Genomic DNA, 21992 nt, shown 5'->3' on the forward strand with positions numbered 1-21992 from the left:
AGCTTGGATATAACGCTATATAATAAGGAATCAGGAGTTAACATGGCATCAAAATACCGCCCACAAATACCCGGTTGTATTGGCGATTTAGATAAAGGTCCGACATATATAACGGGGGAGGATGATCGATTACTTTATGCCAATGATAATTTTTGTGCTTTCATTCGAAAACCGAAATCTGAACAGATTGGTCATACATTGGGTTATTTATTAGCGTTTATTTGTTTGATTCCAGCAACTGTTTTCGTATCTCTTATAGTCTTTGTATTTAATACTTCAAATGATTATGATGTGAAAATTGAAACTGTATGTATATCCGCATTGATAGGTTGTTTTTTAGGGTTTTATGCGATTTTACCTGAATTATACCAAAACTTATTTACTCGCCGTGGGGCACCAATCATTTTTAACCGTAAAACAGGTAAAGTTTATGTCAACGAAAGCTATTTTTATAATTTTAAATTTTTAAAAAATCCGCTTACCTATTTACACCCGAGTAAAAAACGTATTAAAGAGTATGATTGGGCATATTTACAAGGGGTGGTAGTGCATAACTTTTCTCGATATTCACGCAATAGCGTCATCTTAATGGTGTGCAAACCTAATACCCATAAAACAATCGACCATATATTGTTAGATCCTCTGCGCGCTGGTATAGGCAGTTATATGGTCTGGGGTTGGGTCAATAATTTTATGTGTGCGAACGATTTAATCAGCTTGAACGATGGTAAATACAAATGGGAACAAGAAACCCAATTTAAAAAAGAGATTATAGAAGGTCAAGGTTGGCCAGACTGGATGGTCGAAGCATTTAATGCCACCACGCATGACGAGTTAGCTAAAATCAAACAAAAGTATAATGTTGAAGCATCATAATAGACTTGGATATAACGCTATACAATAAGGAATAAGGAGTTAACATGGCATCAAAATACCGCCCACAAATACCCGGTTGTATTGGCGATTTAGATAAAGGCCCGACATATATAACGGGGGAGGATGATCGATTACTTTATGCCAATGATAATTATTGTGCCTTCATTCGTAAAATAGAAGAGGATCAGATTTTTTATTCATTTCTTTTTCTTTTAGCTTTTGTTATGGCAGTACCAGGAATTTTTATAGGATTCGAGTTATGTTTTAGTCTTATAAATTTTCAAGATGAAGAAGATATATATTTTTTTATGGTAGATATTGTTCTTTTGTTGACGATGATATTTGCTTTTTTTAATATTATTTTACCAGGTTTATACCAAAATCTTTTTACACGTCGTGGAAGCCCAATAATTTTTAACCGCAAAACGGGTCAGGTTTATGTGAACGAAAGTTACTTTTTTAGTTTTAGATTTCTTTATAACCCAATTTATCTTCTCCACCCCAATAAAAAGCGTATTAAAGAGTATGACTGGGCACATTTACAAGGGGTAGTGGTGCATAACTTTTCTCGAAACTCACTGAATAGCACCATATTAATGGTGTGTAAACCTCATACCCATAAAACAATCGACCATATACTGCTAGACCCATTACGTGCTGGTGTAGGCAGTTATCTGGTCTGGGGTTGGGTTAATAATTTTATGTGTTTTGATGAGTTAATCGACTTAAACGAAGGCAAATATAAGACAGATGAAGAGCTCCAATTTAAAAAAGAGATTATAGAAGGTCAAGGTTGGCCAGACTGGATGGTCGAAGCGTTTAACGCCACAACGCATGACGAGCTAGCCAATATCAAACAAAAGTATAATGTTGAAGCGTCATAATAAGCTAGGATATCAAAAAAACAATAAGGAATAAGGAGTTAACATGGCATCAAAATACCGCCCACAAATACCCGGTTGTATTGGCGATTTAAATAAAGGCCCGACATATATAACGGGGGAGGATGATCGATTACTTTATGCCAATGATAATTATTGTGCCTTCATTCGTAAAACAAAATCGGATCAAAATTTTTATTCATTTCTTTTTCTTTTAGCTCTGCTCATGAGCGCTATAGGAATTTTTGCAGGAGTCAAATTATTTTTTATACCTATAAATTTTGATGATAGAGAAGATATATATGCTTCATTGGTAACTATAATTCTTTCATTGACTATGATATTTGCTTTTTTTAATATTATTTTGCCAGGTTTATACCAAAATCTTTTTACACGTCGTGGAAGCCCAATAATTTTTAACCGCAAAACGGGTCAGGTTTATGTGAATGAAAGTTACTTTTTTAGTTTTAGAATTCTTTATAACCCAATTTATCTTCTTCACCCCAATAAAAAGCGAATTAAAGAATATGACTGGGCGTACTTACAAGGGGTAGTGGTGCATAACTTTTCCCGAAACTCACTGAATAGCACCATATTAATGGTGTGTAAACCTCATACCCATAAAACAATCGACCATATACTATTAGACCCATTACGTGCTGGTGTAGGCAGTTATCTGGTCTGGGGTTGGGTCAATAATTTTATGTGTTTTGATGATTTAATCGACTTAAACGAAGGCAAATATAAGACTGATGAAGAGCTCCAATTTAAAAAAGAGATTATAGAAGGTCAAGGTTGGCCAGACTGGATGGTCGAAGCGTTTAACGCCACAACGCATGACGAGCTAGCCAACATCAAACAAAAGTATCATATTAAGCCATAGTCAACACTTACATAATGTATTTAAGGTCAACATTTTTTTTGTCGGTATTGATTGGCTTAATTATCTTAATTTGAATGCTTTTAAGGCGTCAAGATTAACTTTATTTTTTCACATCAACCACATATCGACCTTTTATTTGTCCTGCTATCATTTTAGTGGCGATATCATTGCAGTCGTTTAAAGTTATGGTCTTGCCAATATGGGATAGCATTGATGCATCAAGATGTTGGGATAATAACTGCCATGCCGCTAAACGATGTTGATAAGTTGCCATTACACTATCAACACCGGCTAATGTTACACCACGCAATATAAACGGCGCAACCGTTGCAGGTAAGTCCATTCCTTGTGCTAATCCACAGCAAGCTACTATGCCACCATATTGTGTTTGTGCACACGCATTTGCAAGTGTGTGTGATCCAACGACATCAACAACGGCAGCCCATTGCTCTTTTTGAAGTGGTTTGCCCGTTTGTTTTAAAGGTTGGCTGTCAATGATATTGGTTGCACCAAGTTTGCGTAGGTAGTCTTGATCATCCATTTTGCTGGTCGAGGCGGTCACGCTATAACCTAATTTGCTTAGCAGGGCAACAGCAACGGAACCCACGCCACCACTTGCACCCGTTACAAGAATAGCACCATTTTGCGGTTTGATGCCGAAATCAAGCAGTCGTTTTACACATAAGGCGGCGGTATAGCCGGCAGTACCCAAAACCATTGATTGATAAGGGGTGATATTTTGTGGTAACGGAATTAACCATTCTGATTTTAAGTAGGCATATTGTCCTAAACATCCCCAGTGGGTTTCACCACATCCCCAACCGTTTAAGATGACCATATCCCCTTTTTGATAGTGACCATTTGCACACTCAACGACACAACCCACACCATCAATGCCCGGTATCATTGGCCATTGCCGGACAACGGGGCTTTTGTTAGTGAGTGCTAATGCATCTTTATAGTTAATGCTTGAGTAGTGAACTTCGATTAATGTGTCACCTTGTTGAGCAAGTAATTGTTGTTGGGGGACGGTTTTTATAGAACTTGTAAAACCGTGGTTTTCATCTTTTTCTAACACAATAGCTTTGAATGACATGGTTATTCCTTATTACATTTGGCAATCTAAGGTATGTTTACTCACTGAATTGGTAGAACAGGTAGTCAGTGAACAGGCTGATTTAATGTTGCTAGACAGTTGGTCTAAAAATTATAGACCGATTGTCTAGTCTATTGCAACAGATATTAATCAAGCTATTGATGCGTTAAAATTGCCATCAATCGTATTAACTAATGGGGTTAATTTTACGCTTATTTTAGTCAGCCTAAACTTGTATAACGGTTTAAATATAAAAAAACCGATATTTGTTTGATCACCAATATCGGTTTTAATGGGGTTGTTATATTAATTTACCAGTTGGCTTTGAGGCCTATTGACCCATTTATTGGGGCTTTGACTCTGGCATTGCCACCATTTGACCAAGTGTGACCCAATTCACCGTAGGCGGTAAATTGCGTGTTGATGTCAACGCTTCCACCAATCGCTAATTCAGTACTGGTATGTGACGCACCACTACGGATTGTCTTGGTGTAACTTGGTGTAGCAAAGTGGGTACGATCAGCACCATTTGGCGAATAGAACAGGTTTACTCGCGCATAGGGTCGTAACGTGCCAAAATCCATAGCAAAATCGTTTTCGAGTCTACCCCCAATACGGAATAGCCAAGCATTATTATTACTATGTTTGACGGTTGTGTTACCTTTTATATGGCTTTTATCTAAATCGAGCCATTGGTGTATAATCTGTACTTGAGGCTCTAGCTTCCAACCCATATCACTGAATGTAAACGGTTTACCTAATTCGATTGAAGCGGTGGCGCCATAGCCTTTTTGTTTGCTGTTGGTGTTACTGTTTGGTTTGATATTGACTTTATGTCGTGCAGCTTGCACCACTAAATCCAGATAACTGCCGTCATCATGCGTGTAAGTCCCATAAGCACCAATAAAATACGTGTCAGTCGTATTTTTTCCAACATCTCCATTTATACCACTAGCAAACCCGTTAACTTTTAAGTCACCGTATAGGTAACCAAAATAAGCGCCTATACGCCAATCATTATCTTGCCAGATATCACTACCTAATTGTAAACCGGTGTAATTTCCTTTGCTGTGAGTATTTAATACGCCGTTTTGTTTGATATCTTTGCGTGCAGCAATGAATCTACCCCATGTGTTAGTGACATCGTTGCTTGGCGTATTACCTATGCGTTGGTGTAGATTGCTGAGCATGATAATATCCGCTTGACGTAATTGCTCACTCACCGCTGAATAAAGTGGAGCCTCTTTTCGGTAAGTTAAGCGTTTGTTGTTGGTATTATGCTTTTCTTCTTTTTGATGATTTGAATCAATAATAGGGTTCAAATCGTGATTATTTTCATCATTGTTAGAATCAGTTGTTCCCGGATTATTTTCTTCATTCTTTGAATGAGTATTATTCTTGTCGGTATTTTGATCTTCATATAGGTTGTCCAAATAGGAGCGTAAATACCAATTATCATTTTGATGATTGAGATCACCTTTATAAAGATAATATTCGAAAGCGCCGACATCTAAATGTCCACCTTGAAGATTGAATGCGTCATTGGTACTACTACCGGTCACATTTACCACTTTAATGCCATTTGTATTTGTGGTGTCCGCCCCAATTCCATTGACATTATTTATCTGTAATTGTGTTTGTCCAGTTACATGACCATTCACATTTAATCTATCGGTATCACTTTCACTACCTTGTACCACGGTATCCAGTATTAATTTACCATTGTTGCCGACATAGTCACCGTTAATTATTAAATTTTCGCCAGCCTTTGAATTACTCAGCGTTATGGTACCTGCGTTATTGATGGTACCGTTTACCGTAGCTTGATTTAATGATGTTTGTAATTTCAAAACAGAATCAGCGTTTAAGGTAAGGTTTTGAGTATCTAAATCGCCTGTTAATGTAAATGTTATCGCTTGCCCTACATTGATATTTTCCCAATTTAGCACAGATACATCGCCACTACGCCCCGTACTTGTTGATGATCCTGTCAGATCTTGGTAAAGATTCAGTGTATCGGTTGACGATGATTGTGAACTGCGCATTGTATCACTACCACCATCAATAATCGTGAGGTCGGTAATATTCGCATTTTTATGAATGGTGAGGGTATCATTACCCGTGCCAAGTAGGATTTGTCCACTGATTTTTGAACCATCATTGAGGGTAATTATCGCATTACTAATTTCATTTTTAATTGATGCGCCTATTAGGGCTGAAACATCCGATCCTGCATTAAGATTGATATAGGTTTTTGTCCCAACATTACCTGATGAGTAAATGCCAGCACCAGGAAGGTTAAGTTGATTTTGCCCCTTACCAACTACCGTGCCTGCGATATCAATTTTAGTTATGCCTGTCCCGTTATTGGTGACATTAATCCCACTATTTAGTCCAATTATGCTACCAGCCTTTTGGGATAAGATGAGATCGCTTGATGTATTGCCGTTTTTAACTAATATTCCCGAACCATTATCACCATTAATATTTCCTGATACAGTAATAGATGAAATCCCTGTTCCTAAATTACTCACATTGATACCATTATCTGAACTGGTTACGCTACTGGTTGCCTTTTGTTCAATATATAAATGTTGAGCTTTATTTTTATTGGACGCTGAGATCGCATCTCCACGCCCTGCTTGAATGTTACCTTCGACAGTAATGCTTGTCGATCCTAATCCTTGGTTAGTCAGATTGATCCCATTTTTACTTCCTTGAATATGTGCCTGATTTTGGAGCGAAAAGATCAGATCTTTTGTTGTAACATCATTAGCCACAATGATTGCATCTAAAGAATGGCTTAGGACAGATCCATTAATGTTAATAGAGGTTGAACCACGACCTTTATTCACTAAATTGATGCCATTGAGTTGTCCTGTAATGGTGGCATTATTATCAAGTATTACCGATAAATCATTAGCGGTTGAATCATTTGAAGCAACGATTGCATCATAAGTTGAACCGGTTACATTACCGGTTAATGTTATATAAGATGACCCTTCACCTTTGTTGGTAATATTAATACCGTTTTTTTGGCCTGTAATGTTACCTTGTATATGATTTATCTTCATATCTGTTGTATGGACATCGTTAACAGCATATAACCCATCGTATTTTGCACCGATTACATCTCCCGACGTGGTAATGTTGGTTTCACCAAGACCACTGTTTGCCATATTGATACCGTTTAATGCACCATAAATATTTCCGGATGATTGCTTAACGGTTAGATCATGTGAATTGGCGCCATTTAAGGCGTACATACCGTCATTTTTCTGTCCTTTTATCACGCCTGATGTTGAAATAGAAGTCGATCCATTGCCATGATTGGCAATGTTGATCCCATTGGCATTCCCGTTAATGATGCCTGCCGATTGTGTAATAGATAAATTTTGAGTGTTTGATTGATTCGCCGCATATAAACCGTCGTTATTATTGCCTAATACTTCGCCTGAGGTGGTAATAGTGGTTGAACCTTTACCGCTATTGGCCATGTTTATGCCATTTAAATTACCGGAAATTTTTCCACCTTTTTGGTTGACGGTGATGTTTTGTGTGTTGATATCATTAAAGGCATACATACCATCATTATTTTTCCCAATGACTTCACCCGATGTGGTAATTTGGGTCGAGCCATTGCCTTTATTCGCCATGTTTATGCCATTTTTATTACCTTGAATACTTCCGTCTGATTGTTCGACGGTGAGATGCTGAGTGGTAGTATCATTAAGGGCAAACATACCATCATTTTGGTTGCCTAACACTTTTCCTTGTGTTGTTATGAATGTGGATCCCTTTCCTTTATTAGCAAGATTAATCCCGTTCGTATTGCCGCTGATTTTGCCACCGTTTTGTTTAATCGTCAGATCTTGCGTGTTGACATCATTCGCCACATACATGCCATCATTATTTTCGCCTATGACATCACCCACTGAGTTAATGGTGGTTGATCCGTTTCCTTGGTTGGCAAGATTGATGCCATTAAGCTTGCCATTTATAGTGCCCCCAGATTGATGCACAGTAAGGTCATGCGTATTGTTACCGTTATAGGAGTATAGCCCATCATTTTCAGTACCAATAATATTACCTAAGGTGGTGATAAAGGTTGAGCCTTTACCATTATTCGCCATATTGATCCCGTTTTGCTTACCTTGAATCTTGCCGGATAACTGATTAAGTGTGAGGTCATGGGCATTGGCATGATTAGCATTGAATAACCCGTCATTTTGATCACCAATGACATCACCTGAAGTCGTAACCAGTGTTGAACCGTTACCATTATTTGTCATGTTAATACCATTTGTACTACCATGAATCGTGCCTTCTAATTGGTTAACGGTGAGATCTTCTGTATGTTCTTTGTTGACGACAAACATGCCATTTGCTGTTTGACCTTCAACACTTCCTGATGCATTAATCAACGTCGATCCTATACCGCTGTTTATAATATTGACACCATTTGCGTGGCCTTTAATACTACTGCCATTCATTTGTGTAACGGTGATGTCTTTGGCTGTGGTATCATTGAATATGTAAATTCCTTCATGTTGGCTACCAATGACTTCGCCAGAGGTAGTGACCGTTGTCGAGCCCGTTCCGCTATTGTTTGCATAAATACCGTTTGTTCTGCCCGATATACTTCCTATCAGTTGGATAACCTTAAGATCCTTTGCACTTGTCGCATTATCAGCTTGTATTCCGCTGGCTGCTTCACCAACAACGCGTCCAGAAGTGGTTAGTGTTGTGGTTCCGTTACCTTTATTCTCGACTTTAATCCCATTTTTTTTACCCTGAATGCTACTGTTACCCATTTGTGATACTTTTAAATCTTTTGTGGTTTCGGTATTGTTTACCGCGAGCCCATTCTCAGCTTTTCCTGTAATCACGCCTGATAGCATGATGTTACTTGAACCAATACCGCCGTGAGTAATATTCACTCCACTGGCTTCACCAGTTATGGAGCCAGCCGCTTGGTTAAAAGTAAAATCACTGGTGTTACTGTCGGTTGTGTAATCGTATCCATCATTCGAGTTGGTAATATCGTTTGATATAGTGATGTTTTTTGAGGTGGCAAAAATACTTATGCCAGCGCTGTGATTAATAAAATTCTGTAGAGGATTACCGCTGTATGGCAAGTTTAATGATTGATTAATATTATGTTTTTGTGAAACAATTGCATTATTTAAATCGTTTGCCGTGTCACTTGCATAACTGTAATGTGTTAATACAAAACTCAAACTGACAACAGTAAGCAATTTTACCGAAAAACTTTTACCTTTTGATTGGGTATTTTCCGAAGTTGGTACATAACTTTGACGTACTGCATCCCAAATAAGCCTATAAATTTTGTTCATTATTTCCTCTCACTTAATCAGAGATATTTATATTTATGTAAAATATAGCTTGTAATTTAAATGAAAATGCTGATAGAAAATTAACCAACGAATATTTTGTTTTTAATGTAACGAGATACAAAAAACTTATGAAAATTTAATGCATTATGTAAAGATATTTATGAATAAAAATAAAATTGCGTTATTTACAAATAAAATGATGAAACGAAGTACAAGGTGGAAAGATTGTATATTGAATTTATCGATTATTTTTTGCTTGAAAAGATAGTACGATAATTCGCTATTATTTGTATCATATTGCCTAGTGATAGGCAATCAAAATAATATAAATTGTCTTTTAAAGGTTATTTAAGCGTGCGTAACATGAATTGGTTAGGAGGGAATAAATCAAAATTAACCATTGGTATTATTGAATTATTTTATCTAAAAAAAGTTGAATAAACAGATCTAAAGGTGCCGATTTTTTTATTAATTTACTACGAGTTACGGCGCCTTCCCAACCAATCCAAAAAAATTCTGCAAGGGCTTTACAGTTTACCGCTGAACTCAGTTCTCCGCATTGTTGTGCCTGTAATAAACAGTGTTCTAGTTTGGTCTGCCAATTTTGTAAAATCTGTTCAAGTAGTTGTGCATACCCTTCCGGTAATAACGATTCTTGTTGGATTAGTTCGCCAATTAAGCAACCACGATTAAAATCATATTTTGCCATGCCTTGTTTAGCATCTTCATAAAAAGCTTTGATTCTAGCGAGTGGTGATGATATCAAGCTGTCGGTTAGATGTTTATCTAATTTATGACTAAAAAAGCTATCATAAGACGCGATAATGGCTCGCCCAAAATCTTCTTTACTTTTGAAGTAGTAATAAAATGACCCTTTGGGTACACCAACCTGTTTCAATATACTTTCTAGATTTGAGGATAGGTAGCCATAAGTTGTCATTAACGCCATGCCACTACGGATCAATGCTGCTTTAGTGTCGTTACCTTTTTTTGAGAATAACTGTGTTGACATAGTGATTTATAGGGGGTTGTCAAATTGTTAAAAAGATTCTCATAATAATGAGTCGTTTTGATAAAAGCAATCTTATTGTGCATGTGGGTTATAGACACCATCATGAATGGTGTCACATAACATTGTTAACATGTGACTTTCATCGTAAAGCATGATAATGGTTAGATTATCATGCTTTTGGGAGGTATTGAAGCAGTGAAGTATTTTGTTTGATTAACTTATTGTTTAAATAATCCTTCATTAAAAAATAAGATGTTAATTTAATGCCGATTGTTTCTTTTGTGCTGCTGATGATACAGCACCGATAAACACCACATCGCTGGAGGAATTTAATGCGGTTTCAACGGAGTCTTGAATGACACCTATTGCAATGCCAATACCAATTACATTTGCTGAAATTTCATTTGGTATGCCAAACATACTACAGGCAACCGGAATAAGAAGCAGTGAGCCACCGGCAATACCTGATGCACCACAAGCACATATAGAAGTAATAATACAGAGTAGAAGTGCGGAGTAGATATCGACATGGATATTCGCACTTGCTGGCATTGAGTTGACAGTGGCAAGTGTCAAAACGGTTATGGTGATTGCCGCCCCAGACATATTAATCGCAGCACCAAGTGGCACAGCAACCGAATAGGTATCTTCATCCATTTTATATTTTTTACAGATTTCAATATTAACAGGAATATTGGCGGCAGAGCTACGGGTAAAAAAGGCGGGGATCGCACTTTCTTTTAAAGATGTAAATACTAATGGATAAGGGTTTTTACGCATAACCAGAAATGCGAGTAGGGGATTAATCACTAATGCAACAATCAGCATACAAGCGACTAAAACAATCAGTAAATGCGCATATTTTAATAATTCGCCAAAGCCTGTTTTTGCCAGTGTTGATGCTACAAGTCCAAATACACCTAAAGGCGCAAAACGGATGATAATTCTCACAATAAATGAGATAGCATAAGATAAATCGCTCATCATGGTTTTGGTTGTTTCACTTGAGTGCCTTAAGGCTAAACCAATGCCCACACCCCATATAATTAAGCCAATATAGTTGGCGTTGATAAGGGCACTAACTGGATTATCGATCATCTTTTCTAATAAGGTTTTTAATACCGCAGAAATGCCATTAGGTGGAGTAAAGGTTAAATTTTCAAGCGTATCACCAAATGAGATTTGCGACGGAAATAGAAAGCTGGCAACGGTGGCTAATAATGCTGCCAACATCATTCCAGTCAAATAGAGCGCAATTAAGGGTTTCATGTTTGCTTGCTTGCCTTGTTGGTGATTGGCAATAGAGGCAATAACGAGAATCAAAACTAATATTGGCGCAACGGATTTAAGCGCATTGATAAATAGTTCTCCAATCAAAGACATATCTAAGGCGGTTTCTTTTGAGACGGCAGCCAAAATAATGCCTAAAATTAATCCTAATAGTATCTGTGGTATTAATCCTACTTTCAGATAGAAACGAACTAATGGATTGGATGATTGACTCATAATTGTTTTCCTATTTTGAAACAAAATCTGTATAACAAGCCGAAACAGTACCATAATTCATTAGTATCTTTATAGAAAATAATCATTATCATAATGTTTTTTTATATAGCGCTTGAGATAATTATTAAGATTAATTACGCAGTGATGTGAAAGCGATTTTAAATCGTTGCTAGAAGATGATAATTAATATCACAAAGTCTAAAAATGTATTTTTATTTTTTATCGATTTGGAAGCGTGATTGGATGAATGATTGGGCTAAATTATAAAAGTAGTAAACAAATTTCAAGATAAAACCGATAGCAACAACGTTATCGGTTTTATCTGTTTTTGAATTAGGATGCTCAGTAATATTACCAGTTGGCTTTAATACCTATTGAACTACTGAATGGCGCTTTAACTCTCGCTTTTCCGCCATTAGTCCACGTATGCCCAACTTCAGTGTAAATACTCATTTGATTGTTTAATTCATAACTGCCACCAAGTGCAATTTCTGAGCTGAGGTATTTTGCGCCATTACTGAATTTTGTTGATGCACTCTGGCTGGCAAAGTTAATACGATCGGCACCATTAGGTGAATAGAATAAATTCGCCCTTGCATAGGGACGTAAAATACCGGTTTCAGTTTGGAATAGACCTTCAAATCGACCACCAACACGGAATAACCATTTATTGATATGACTTTGTTTAATTTTAGTGTTTCCACTCACATGACTATCATCCAAATTTAACCATTGGTGAATGATTTGAGCTTGTGGTTCTAACTTCCAGCCACTATCCGATAAGTTAAAGGGTTTGCCTGTTTCGATCGATGCACTGAAACCGTATCCTTTTTGTTTGCTGTTTTTATTTCCATTCGGTTTTACATCGGTATGATGATGCGCACCTTGTAAAACAATATCCACATATGTGCCATTGTCTTGCATATAGGTACCATATGCACCTAAAAAGTATGAATCGATTTTGTTACTTCCCACTCGACCATTTTTGCCACTCGCAAAGCCATCAACACTTAAATCTCCACGCAAATAACCAAAATAAGCCCCCATACGCCATTCTTTATTCTGCAAAATATCACTACCTAACTGTAAGCCTGTATAATTCCCTTTGCTATGCGCGTTAGCTATACCGCTCTGTTGTAAATTGATCCGTTTATTGATGAATCGGCCCCAAGTCATCGGTGAATCTAAAAATGGCGTATTGCCGATACGTTGGTGCATATTGCCTTGCATAATATTATCAGCTTGACGTAATAGGGCGGGAATGGCAGCAAACATTGGGACTTCTTTTCGGTATGTTATTGTTCCAGGGGTTACATTAGGATCTTGCGGGTCAGGGTCGATAATCGGGTCGGTAGGTTCTGTATGGTTATCTGGATTGTTCGGGTTATCCGGATTAGTTGGATTAGTCGGATTAGTCGGATTTTCGGGGTTGGTTGGGTTGTCCGGATTGATTGGTTGCTCTGGATCTTTAATCAGAAATGATCGTAAATACCAATTATTATTTTGTTTATTAATATCGCCTTTATATAGGATATATTCGTAAGCACCCACATCGATATGTTGATTTTCAATGCTAAATGCATCATTCGTGCTCGTACCATCAACATGAACGACTTCAATGCCATTGGTATTACCTGTATCCGCACCTAATCCATTAATATTATTGATGCTAATAAATGTGTTGCCCGACGTGTTACCGTTTACAATCAATTTATCTGTTGGACTATTACTATCTTGAACAACGGTGTCGAGTATTAATTTACCATTATTACCTATGTAATCACCACTTATTGTCATGTTATCGCCGGCAAAAGTGTTACTTAAAGTGATTGTTCCACCATTGTAGACGTTACCATTAACTTTAACTTGATGAAGAGAAGGGTGCAGGTCAACTACAGCACCAGATTCAAGCGTTAGCTTGTTGGTGTTAAGATCACCGGTTAATGTTAATCTACCTGTATTTTTCAGTGTGATATCTTCCCAATTATAAATAGCAACATTATTAATGGCACCATCAGAGGTTGAAGAACCTGTAAGATGTAAATTCAGTATGAGCGTATCAAGTTCAGATGCGCGCCTGATTTGATTTTTTTTCTCGCTACCATCAATGATAGTGAGTGCAGAAATATCGGCACCTTGATTCATGATCAAGGTATCATTGCCCGAACCTAATCTGATTTCTCCACTTACTTTAGAACCATTATTTAGTGAGACGATGGAATCGGTTGATTCATTTCTTATCGCAATATTATTTGCTGATGAAACATCAGCACCTTGATTAAGATTAATATAGGTTTTCGCGTTTTCTTTACCTGAAGTATAAATACCATTCCCAGATACATTATCTTGGCTAATCACTTTGCCCGATATATCAATTTGCGTGAAGCCTGAACCATTATTTATCGCTTTAATACCACTATCAAAACCTGAGATTACGCCATTTAATTGAGTAATTGTCATATCGGTTGCTGTTTCTCCATTAATTAAATGAATTCCTGAACCCATGTTAGCTGTAATATTTGATGAAGATGATAATGAGGTAAAGCCTTTTCCTTCATTTAGGGCATTAATACCATTATCAAAACTTTTAATATTACCAGACGATTCAATTTTGAGGTTTTGTGTCAAATTTTTATTTACCACGAAAATACCATTACCACCATTAGAAAGAATTGAACCTTCATTAACAATATGCGTAAATCCACGTCCCTGATTGGTGAGGTAAACACCATTTAAAGCGCCTTCTATATTGCCTTCTTTCTCTTGTTTAAACGAAAGATTGTTCGTGTTGGTATCATTAACCACAAGGACAGCATCTCGGGTTTGGCTATTTATTTTCCCTGCCACTTTTAATCCTGTTGAACCTTGTCCATTATTTAATAAATTAACGCCGTTAATATATCCCTTAATTTCACTGTTTTTTATCTGTCCAAATATCAAATTATTGGTTGAAGACTGTCCTATAACTTCTACTCCATCAAGCGAGTTACCGGTAACGTTACTGGCTATACTGACTAGGGTTGAACGTGTTCCATTGTTGAGCATTTTAATGCCATTTAATTTACCATTAATTTCGCCAGATGATTGAATCACGGTCAGATCTTTAGCATGAGAATTATTGATAGCATTAATACCATGACCTTCTAATCCATTAACCTTGCCTAATGTGGTAATGGTACTGGAATTTTGACCATTATTTAAAATATTAATGCCATGATTTGATCCTGTGATATTGCCGTCTAATTGACCAATTTTTATTTCTTGTGTATTATCATTTCCTAATGCATAAATGCCGTCTTCTTGACCGCCAACAATATCTCCAGATGTATTAATTGATGTTGATCCTGTTCCATTATTTTCAATGTACACACCATAAAGTAACCCTTTAATCAATCCCGATGTTTGCGAAACAACAAAGTTAGTACTTGATTGATCATTTAATGCATGAATACCATTTTTTTGGCTACCAACCACATCACCCGATGAAATTATTGATGTTGAGCCACTGCCTTTATTTTGTATATTGATTCCATTTAGATATCCATTAATGCTACCTTTCGTTTGCATAACATTCAAATCATGTGTATGAATATCGTTAATTGCATATATACCATCATTTTCTTCACCACTTACACTGCCTGAAGTTGTTATATAGGTTGAGCCATTACCAGAATTGTTATAATTGATACCATTCTCTTTTCCTTGAATCATACCCGAAGATTGTTTAGCGGTTAGATTTTTAGTATTAGTATGATTATTAACAAATAAACCATCTTTACTACCGCCAGTAACGTTGCCAGCTACAGTGATAGAGCTTGAACCATTACCGTTATTATCAAGATAAACACCATAGTTTTTTCCAGAAATGCTTCCAATTGATTGAATCACATTAATATCTTTCGCATTGTTATAATTCATCGAATAGATACCACTTGATGAGCTTGAGGTTATTTCACCTGCAGTTGTAATTAGCGTTGTGCCATTACCCATATTGAAAGTTTCAATCCCATTTAAATTCCCATGGATTGTACCGGATGCTTGGTTTATGGTGATATCATGCGTATTAGTATCATTCTGAACAGATATTCCGCTTAAATTTTGTCCTGTTACGTTACCAGAAGTGGTTATCAGTGTTGAATTTGTGCCGCGATTTTGAGCAAAAATACCAATAGTGGAACCAATAATATTGCCTTTCAATTGATTGATAGTTAATTCTTGAGTATTTGCAGCGCCAAAAGCGGCTATACCATTTGATTGTTGACCAATAATATCCCCATTGGCGGTAATTGACATAGCATCATTACCAGTGTGGATTAAATTAATACCTTGATGATAGCCAGTTATACTGCCTTTTAATTGGTTAAATGTAAGTTTTTTGGTATTGTTTAAATTATCGATTAATATCCCATCTCCTTCCTGACTAATAATATCCCCTGACGTGGTTACGACTGTTGAACCATTACCATAGTTTTCCAATTTCATACCGTGGGATTGACTAGTGATATGTCCATTAGACTGGGTAACTGTTAAGTCATGAGTATTGTAATCATTATGAGCGAATATGCCATATTGTGTTTGTGCTGTTATGTTTCCAGCCGTTGTGATTGTAGTTGAACCGTTGCCTGCATTATTAGCAAAAATCCCATTTAGAGCACCTTTGATTGAACCGCCATATTGACCAATAGTAATATCACTTGCATTTGAATTGTTGATTCCGTAGATTCCATCTCCTGAGTCAGAAATGACTTCTCCCGATGTTGAGATGTTCAATGAACCTTTACCATTATGCATAGCTCTAATCGCTAATATACCATGAATGACGCCAGCCGATTGCGTGATATTTAAACCTTTAGTATCAACGTTATTTTCCACATTAATAGCAATCCCCTTATCAGCGATCACGGATTCTGAGGTGGTAATTGTTGTTACCCCACGCCCGTTATTTATTGCCTGGATACCAAATTCTTGTCCATGAATATTAGCACCAACTAATTCTGTAATATTTAAATCTTGGGCATCAATTGCATGTGTGACTTGTATCCCCGCATTTGTCTTTCCAATAACACTGCCAGAAATGGTAAGATTTGTAGAGCCTTTACCATTATGATTGATGTTAATGCCATATTTACCGCCAATGATTTCACCCGCTGGCTGATTCACAGTTAAATTATCGACATCAGAACTACTTGAGTAATCATAACCATCGTCATTCGATTCAATATGATTTGGCAGTGTGATTTCTACCGAATTGTTTAAATTAGTTATTGAGTAAGGATATTGAAAATATTTTGGAGTTTGCTGGCTAACTTGATGATTGTCGTATGGTTGTTGATCACTTTGCTGCTGGCAATTCGTATTACTGTCTGAAAGATTATCAATACATTGTGCATAGCTTATGGAAATCGAGGCTAACGTTAATGTTGTTATTGACAGTAAATTGGTGAAAAATAATTTACTCTTAGATTGTGCTTTTTCTGAAGTTACGATAAAAGCTTGACGCTGTGCATTCCATACCAACTTATATATTTTATTCATGGTAATCTCTCATTTATATTAACAATTAAACAGAACTCTGAATCGACAGAGCAAATAGTTGAAAATGACAGCTGAGAACTCATTACGTGAATCTGGCAATTATGTTAAAAAACAAAGAGGGCTTAATTTTTTGAACATATACCTACTTATATAACTAATAATTGGAAACGATTTTTTTGACTAGCAACAGATTATTGTTAATGCTAAATATGAAAACAGTTTATATTACTAAAAATGGGAAAGTGTAAAATTGTAATTTGTTTGTTTTTTTACTTAAAAAAATAAAACTAAAAAAGAAGTAACTAAGCTTTTTTTACCATATAGCAATAAAATTGGCAATCAAAAAATAAGCAATCATGATTAGTTAAATTGTTTACTTTTGATATTCATTTAAATAGTTTATTTTTTTATCCAATAGATTGAATCCATTTTCTTAGTCATTTTTTTATAAAAAAATTAACTGCCACCTTATTGTCAGCGATAGCCAATTACTCCCATTCTCAAAATGGCGATATGTCAAAACAGAAATTACATCTTTGCTCATATTTTTGAAATATATTGGGAATATTATGCCAAAAACGGGGGTTGCGTTTTTATTACTAAATTTGAATTATTAACCTTTAATTAAAACGAATCTCAAATTGTGATTAGTTTTTTATTAAGATATAATTCAATCAGCTCGCTTAAGCGATTAATATTAAAGATAAAATGGTTAAAGGAATAAAAAGGATGTCTAGTCAGGTTGTTTCATATGTAGATAGAGCTGTACAATTGTTAAATAAAATCGGAATTATGATTAAACCTCAAGCCGATGCGCCGATTTTAAAACTATTAGATAATATTGCTGAAATTGATAAAAATCGTATTATTGCCATTGCGCGAACACTTCAACAGCAAAGTGCATTTAATGAAGTGGTTCGGGAGCAAATAGACGGTGTACACGTTTCAGATCGCTATACCAAAATTGTCAGCCATTTTGACAGTATTCGTACGGATATGGAAAAAATGTTGGGTTGGCTAGATGACGGTAAATTAGATTTTATCGAAAAAATCAAAATGGGTTGGATGACCTTTCAACGCGGTTCTATTCCAGATCGATTTAACTTGATTAAGAAAACCTATTTAGAGGTTTCGAAAGAAACTGGCAATCAGGTTCAACGTGAACATGTTATTTTAAATGCTTATCAAGATTTCCGTTTTGGCTTAAAACAAGCTCAAATTGTTGCGCAAGAAGTATTGCAAATTGCTACTGCTCGCCTTGATGACTGCAAACAAAAATTAACAGAGGCTATTGCTGAAGTTGATAATTTTAATGTTGATGATCCTGTCGCACGTGCTCGTCTAGAACTTTTACGAGATGAAGCATTACGTAATGTTCAACAAGAAGATAGTCGTTATCAAATTGTGTTAGATCTCGCCAATAATTTAACTGTTTCTTATAATTCTGCCGAAGCAGTCTTTGCCCGATTACAGCAAACCACTTCTGTGAAAGAACGTGTTTATCAACAAAGTGTTAGCTTTTTTTCAACCAACGAAATTGTATTTACTGCTTTAAGCGCTTCAATTACTTCATTAACAGGATTAAGTGAAAGTACGAAAACCTTAGAGGCAATGAAAGAAGGTATGAGTAAAGGTATTGAAAGCATTGCGACTTCTGGTAATAAACAACTAGAAGAAGGTTTAAAAGCAGGTTATGGCTCAACCATTAAAGCGGATTCATTGCGAGCTTTGGTCGAATCAATTGTAAATTACCAAGAATCAAGCCAACAATTAATTGCAGAACTCAGAAATGAGTCGATTGATAACGCCAAAGAAATAGATCGGATTGTTGAAGAAGGAAAACAACGCTTTAATAATATCATTTTGAAGGTTGAGGGTTGATGCAGGATATTAAACTGAGTGATCAATTAGGTGCAATGGCAATAATTGATGAGCTTTACCAAAAACAGCAACTGTTACTTGAGCATTTGGATCGCGATAAATTACGGAGTAATTTAAAAGAAAGTATTAAATCCTACTATCAAGCTAAAGGGCAAATTGTCGATAATCAAATCATTGAAGAAGGCATTAATCGATGGTTTGATCATCGGTTACGTTTTAATGCTCCTAAGCGTTCTTGGTTTCAGCATTTGTTGGTACGCTGTTATATTAAAAGAAAGGCGATATCAATAGTTGTCGGTGTTATTTTGTTTTTATCTGTCATAGTGGTTTACAGTAAATTAAGTGTGACAAAAGATATCAAAGCCAACATCGATAACTATTATAGTCAGATTTTAATGTCTAAAAACACCTTAACTGAGTTAAAAAATCAGTTTACCAAAATTGATAATTATCCTATTCATTATGCACAGATTCCCGCCAAAAAATTAAAAGCTTCTATTGCAAATCTGCTTAATCAAGATTTAATTCCGACGTTGGTTAAACCAACGGTTGCTGGTTCTTTTATTACCGAAAGTGAACAAGAAACATATAATAAATTTAAGCAAGCCAGTCTTACCGTAAGTGATAAATTATCTGAAATACGTTTGCAAATGAAAACATTAAATACATTGCTTGAAGATGATAGACGATTAGCAGAATTAATTAAAAGTGACCAATTTATCAAGGAAAGTAAGCAGTATCCTGTATTACAACATGCGGTTGATTCAGTTATTGACAATCTGAATCAAGGACAACAGGTTGTCGATTTTAGTCAAATTGAAATGCTCTACAATTCTATTGATAGGGCAAAGGCGATAGCAAATAAAATCCAAGCTGATAATAATCAATTTTTAGCACTTAATGTGCCTGATTCGGATATGGGGCCTGTGCTTGCATTACAAGATGTGTTACAAGCAGATTTAAAAAATCTCAGTTTTGATAATGTAGAAAACTATCAAAAAATGATAGCTTATTATCTTAAGCTTGCTCAAACTAATTTGACGTTAACGATTGTTGATAACCCGTATTATAAATCGGGTGTTGAGCGGACACATGAAAACACGAATGGAAAATCTTGGTACATTATTGTTACTCCAACATTGCCTAATGGAGATACCACTTCGTTATGGGTAAAAAGTATTGAAACGGGCGAAACAGAATTTGTGGATATGTTTGGTCAACAGGTAACTGAAAAAGCCTATAATAGTGTCAGAGCAGATAAAATTGATGATGGGCATATTGATAATAACCAATTATGCAATAAACCGAAAGGACGTTTAATGTTTATTTGCCCAAATTCGGTTAAGTCAGGACGGATTTTGGAGTGGTAAAAAATGCAACCTAAAAAGATTGAAAGAAATATTGAGGATAAACTTTCGGGTGTAAATGTTTCATTAACAAAAGCGAAAAAAGAGTTGCAAGATTCTCGTCAAAAAATTGTGGATATGAAAAATGAACAGGTCGAAAAATATCAGAAGATAGCAACGATTTATTTATTAGAATCGCCTAAAAATGATGATGTTCAGATTCAAAAGTTCATCCGACAATTACAAGAGTTATGCCGTAATTTAGAAGATAAATCGGGTCAATTAGATCATGTCATTGAAGACTATAATCAAAAAATGGCAGAAGTGCTGTTGCGATTAGATGAGCTAACAACAAAGAAGATTATGCAACTTGAAAGTGATGCTGATTATGTCTCGATTTTTAATCATTATAACGAAGCTAAATTAGCGTTAACCAACGAAACAAAAAACTATAATGCATCTAAACAAGAATTTTTAACCAAATTAGCACAATATCATAAGAATCGTTATTACAACTATTTGGTTAATCGCCGATTTGGCGAAAGTAATTATAAAGCTTTTGGGATATTTCGTAAGTTAGATGCTTGGGTAGCCAGATTTGTCAATTTTTCTGAAAACTACAAAAATCAGATAATACTTGAGGCGTTAATAAAAGAGTCTAAATTGCGTTTTGAAAATAAAAAAAACGTCTACGAACAAATTTCGAAACAGAAAGAACAAAAAGAATATAAAGTTGAAAAAAGCTTAAAATTACCCGAGACAAAAATGGAATTAGCTCAAACTGAGCAAGATTTAGCAGATTATAAAAAACAAAAACTGGAGACTGAAAATACCTTAGAAGAAGTTCGAAAAGGCGAAAGTTTTCAGTTTAGGACAATTTCAAATCAACTTGCTAAATTGTTCCAAGAACAAACTTTTAATAAGTTAACGGATTTAACTTTGCAGACTCAATCGAAAGAAGATGATGCTTTGTTAGAAAGAATTTTAGAGCTAAACCAACAAATTAAGGATACGGAAGCCTATCTTATCACGTTACTAAAAACGATTAGAGAACTGGAGAATACTTATCATCGCTTTGAACAAGCACTTTATATATTTAAAGAAAATAATATTCCGAGTTCTCTTTATGAATTTAATCTATCATCATCAAAACTTGATGATTTATTGAATAACTTATTCAATAGTCGTGTTTTTCCTGAAAGCATCATTCAAACACTGTTAGCCTATAGAGTAGTCAGACAAGAAACGCATTCTTCAGGTTGGTCAGTAAGTAGTTCATCTTCTAGCCGTTCTTCGTCAAGGAGTCCTTCTTCAAGAAGTAGTGGATTTAGATCGAGTTCCTCATCTGGTGGGGGTGGTTTTAAAACAACAAATAGTTTTTAGTTGTTTAGTAAACAGGATAATATTAGTAAAGTAAACGTTTGGCATTGCAGGCATACGACGATATATAGGGCAAAATAAATTGAGTTTTTATTTTGCTTTATTTTTGTTTGTCTTTTGAGAAAAGACAAAGTACATTTCACTTTACTAATAAGTAAAACATCTACGATTATCAAAAGGGAATTACACAGACAATATAATGGGTAATAAGTATTAACACAATTAAATAATATAATAAA

Annotated in this window: 11 protein-coding genes; 6 read left to right on the plus strand and 5 right to left on the minus strand. The window is 35.7% G+C overall.

What is annotated here, in order from left to right; genetic code table 11:
* Positions 1-42 precede the first annotated feature (42 nt).
* From ACGH6P_RS10565 to ACGH6P_RS10575, 3 genes are read left to right on the plus strand one after another with little or no spacing between them, the layout of a single operon-like run.
* Complete coding sequence (locus ACGH6P_RS10565) at positions 43-876, plus strand: DUF6708 domain-containing protein (protein ID WP_411597440.1); 834 nt, start codon at positions 43-45, stop codon at positions 874-876.
* A 44-nt stretch (positions 877-920) separates the two neighbouring features.
* Positions 921-1760 carry a DUF6708 domain-containing protein gene (locus ACGH6P_RS10570; protein ID WP_411597441.1) on the plus strand — a complete coding sequence of 280 codons (840 nt, stop codon included), beginning with the start codon at positions 921-923 and terminating at the stop codon, positions 1758-1760.
* 43 nt (positions 1761-1803) lie between these two features.
* The gene (locus ACGH6P_RS10575; RefSeq protein ID WP_411597442.1) at positions 1804-2640 is read left to right on the plus strand and encodes a DUF6708 domain-containing protein; all 837 of its coding nucleotides are present in this window, start codon (positions 1804-1806) and stop codon (positions 2638-2640) included.
* Between the two features lie 100 nt (positions 2641-2740).
* Here the strand turns inward: ACGH6P_RS10575 and ACGH6P_RS10580 are convergent, their stop codons facing one another.
* The 5 genes from ACGH6P_RS10580 to ACGH6P_RS10600 all read right to left on the minus strand — a co-directional run bounded on the left by ACGH6P_RS10580 (position 2741) and on the right by ACGH6P_RS10600 (position 17146).
* The gene (locus tag ACGH6P_RS10580; RefSeq protein ID WP_411597443.1) at positions 2741-3736 is read right to left on the minus strand and encodes an MDR family oxidoreductase; all 996 of its coding nucleotides are present in this window, start codon (positions 3734-3736) and stop codon (positions 2741-2743) included.
* Between the two features lie 311 nt (positions 3737-4047).
* On the minus strand, positions 4048-9093 hold the full coding sequence (locus tag ACGH6P_RS10585; protein WP_411597444.1) for an autotransporter outer membrane beta-barrel domain-containing protein: 5046 nt from the start codon (positions 9091-9093) through the stop codon (positions 4048-4050).
* A gap of 406 nt (positions 9094-9499) precedes the next feature.
* On the minus strand, positions 9500-10105 hold the full coding sequence (locus ACGH6P_RS10590; protein ID WP_411597445.1) for a TetR/AcrR family transcriptional regulator: 606 nt from the start codon (positions 10103-10105) through the stop codon (positions 9500-9502).
* A 255-nt stretch (positions 10106-10360) separates the two neighbouring features.
* Positions 10361-11611: a serine/threonine transporter SstT gene (sstT, locus tag ACGH6P_RS10595; protein WP_267351241.1), complete on the minus strand. Its 1251-nt coding sequence runs from the start codon at positions 11609-11611 to the stop codon at positions 10361-10363.
* Between the two features lie 351 nt (positions 11612-11962).
* Positions 11963-17146, minus strand: a complete 5184-nt coding sequence (locus ACGH6P_RS10600) for an autotransporter outer membrane beta-barrel domain-containing protein (protein WP_411597446.1) — start codon at positions 17144-17146, stop codon at positions 11963-11965.
* Positions 17147-17875: 729 nt separating this feature from the next.
* Between ACGH6P_RS10600 and ACGH6P_RS10605 the strand changes: the two genes are divergently transcribed.
* Genes ACGH6P_RS10605 through ACGH6P_RS10615 form a run of 3 tightly spaced genes read left to right on the plus strand, consistent with a single transcriptional unit; the run spans position 17876 to position 21756 of the window.
* Positions 17876-19027, plus strand: a complete 1152-nt coding sequence (locus ACGH6P_RS10605) for a hypothetical protein (protein WP_267360493.1) — start codon at positions 17876-17878, stop codon at positions 19025-19027.
* On the plus strand, positions 19027-20397 hold the full coding sequence (locus ACGH6P_RS10610; protein ID WP_267360495.1) for a DUF6384 family protein: 1371 nt from the start codon (positions 19027-19029) through the stop codon (positions 20395-20397). Before ACGH6P_RS10605 ends, ACGH6P_RS10610 begins: the two co-directional genes overlap by 1 nt.
* A 3-nt stretch (positions 20398-20400) precedes the next feature.
* Entirely contained in the window at positions 20401-21756 is a 1356-nt protein-coding gene (locus tag ACGH6P_RS10615) for a hypothetical protein (RefSeq protein WP_411597447.1), read from the plus strand.
* The last annotated feature ends 236 nt before the right edge of the window (positions 21757-21992 follow it).

This window comes from Gilliamella sp. CG25, from assembly GCF_046635705.1.
Lineage (GTDB): Bacteria > Pseudomonadota > Gammaproteobacteria > Enterobacterales > Orbaceae > Gilliamella > Gilliamella apicola_I.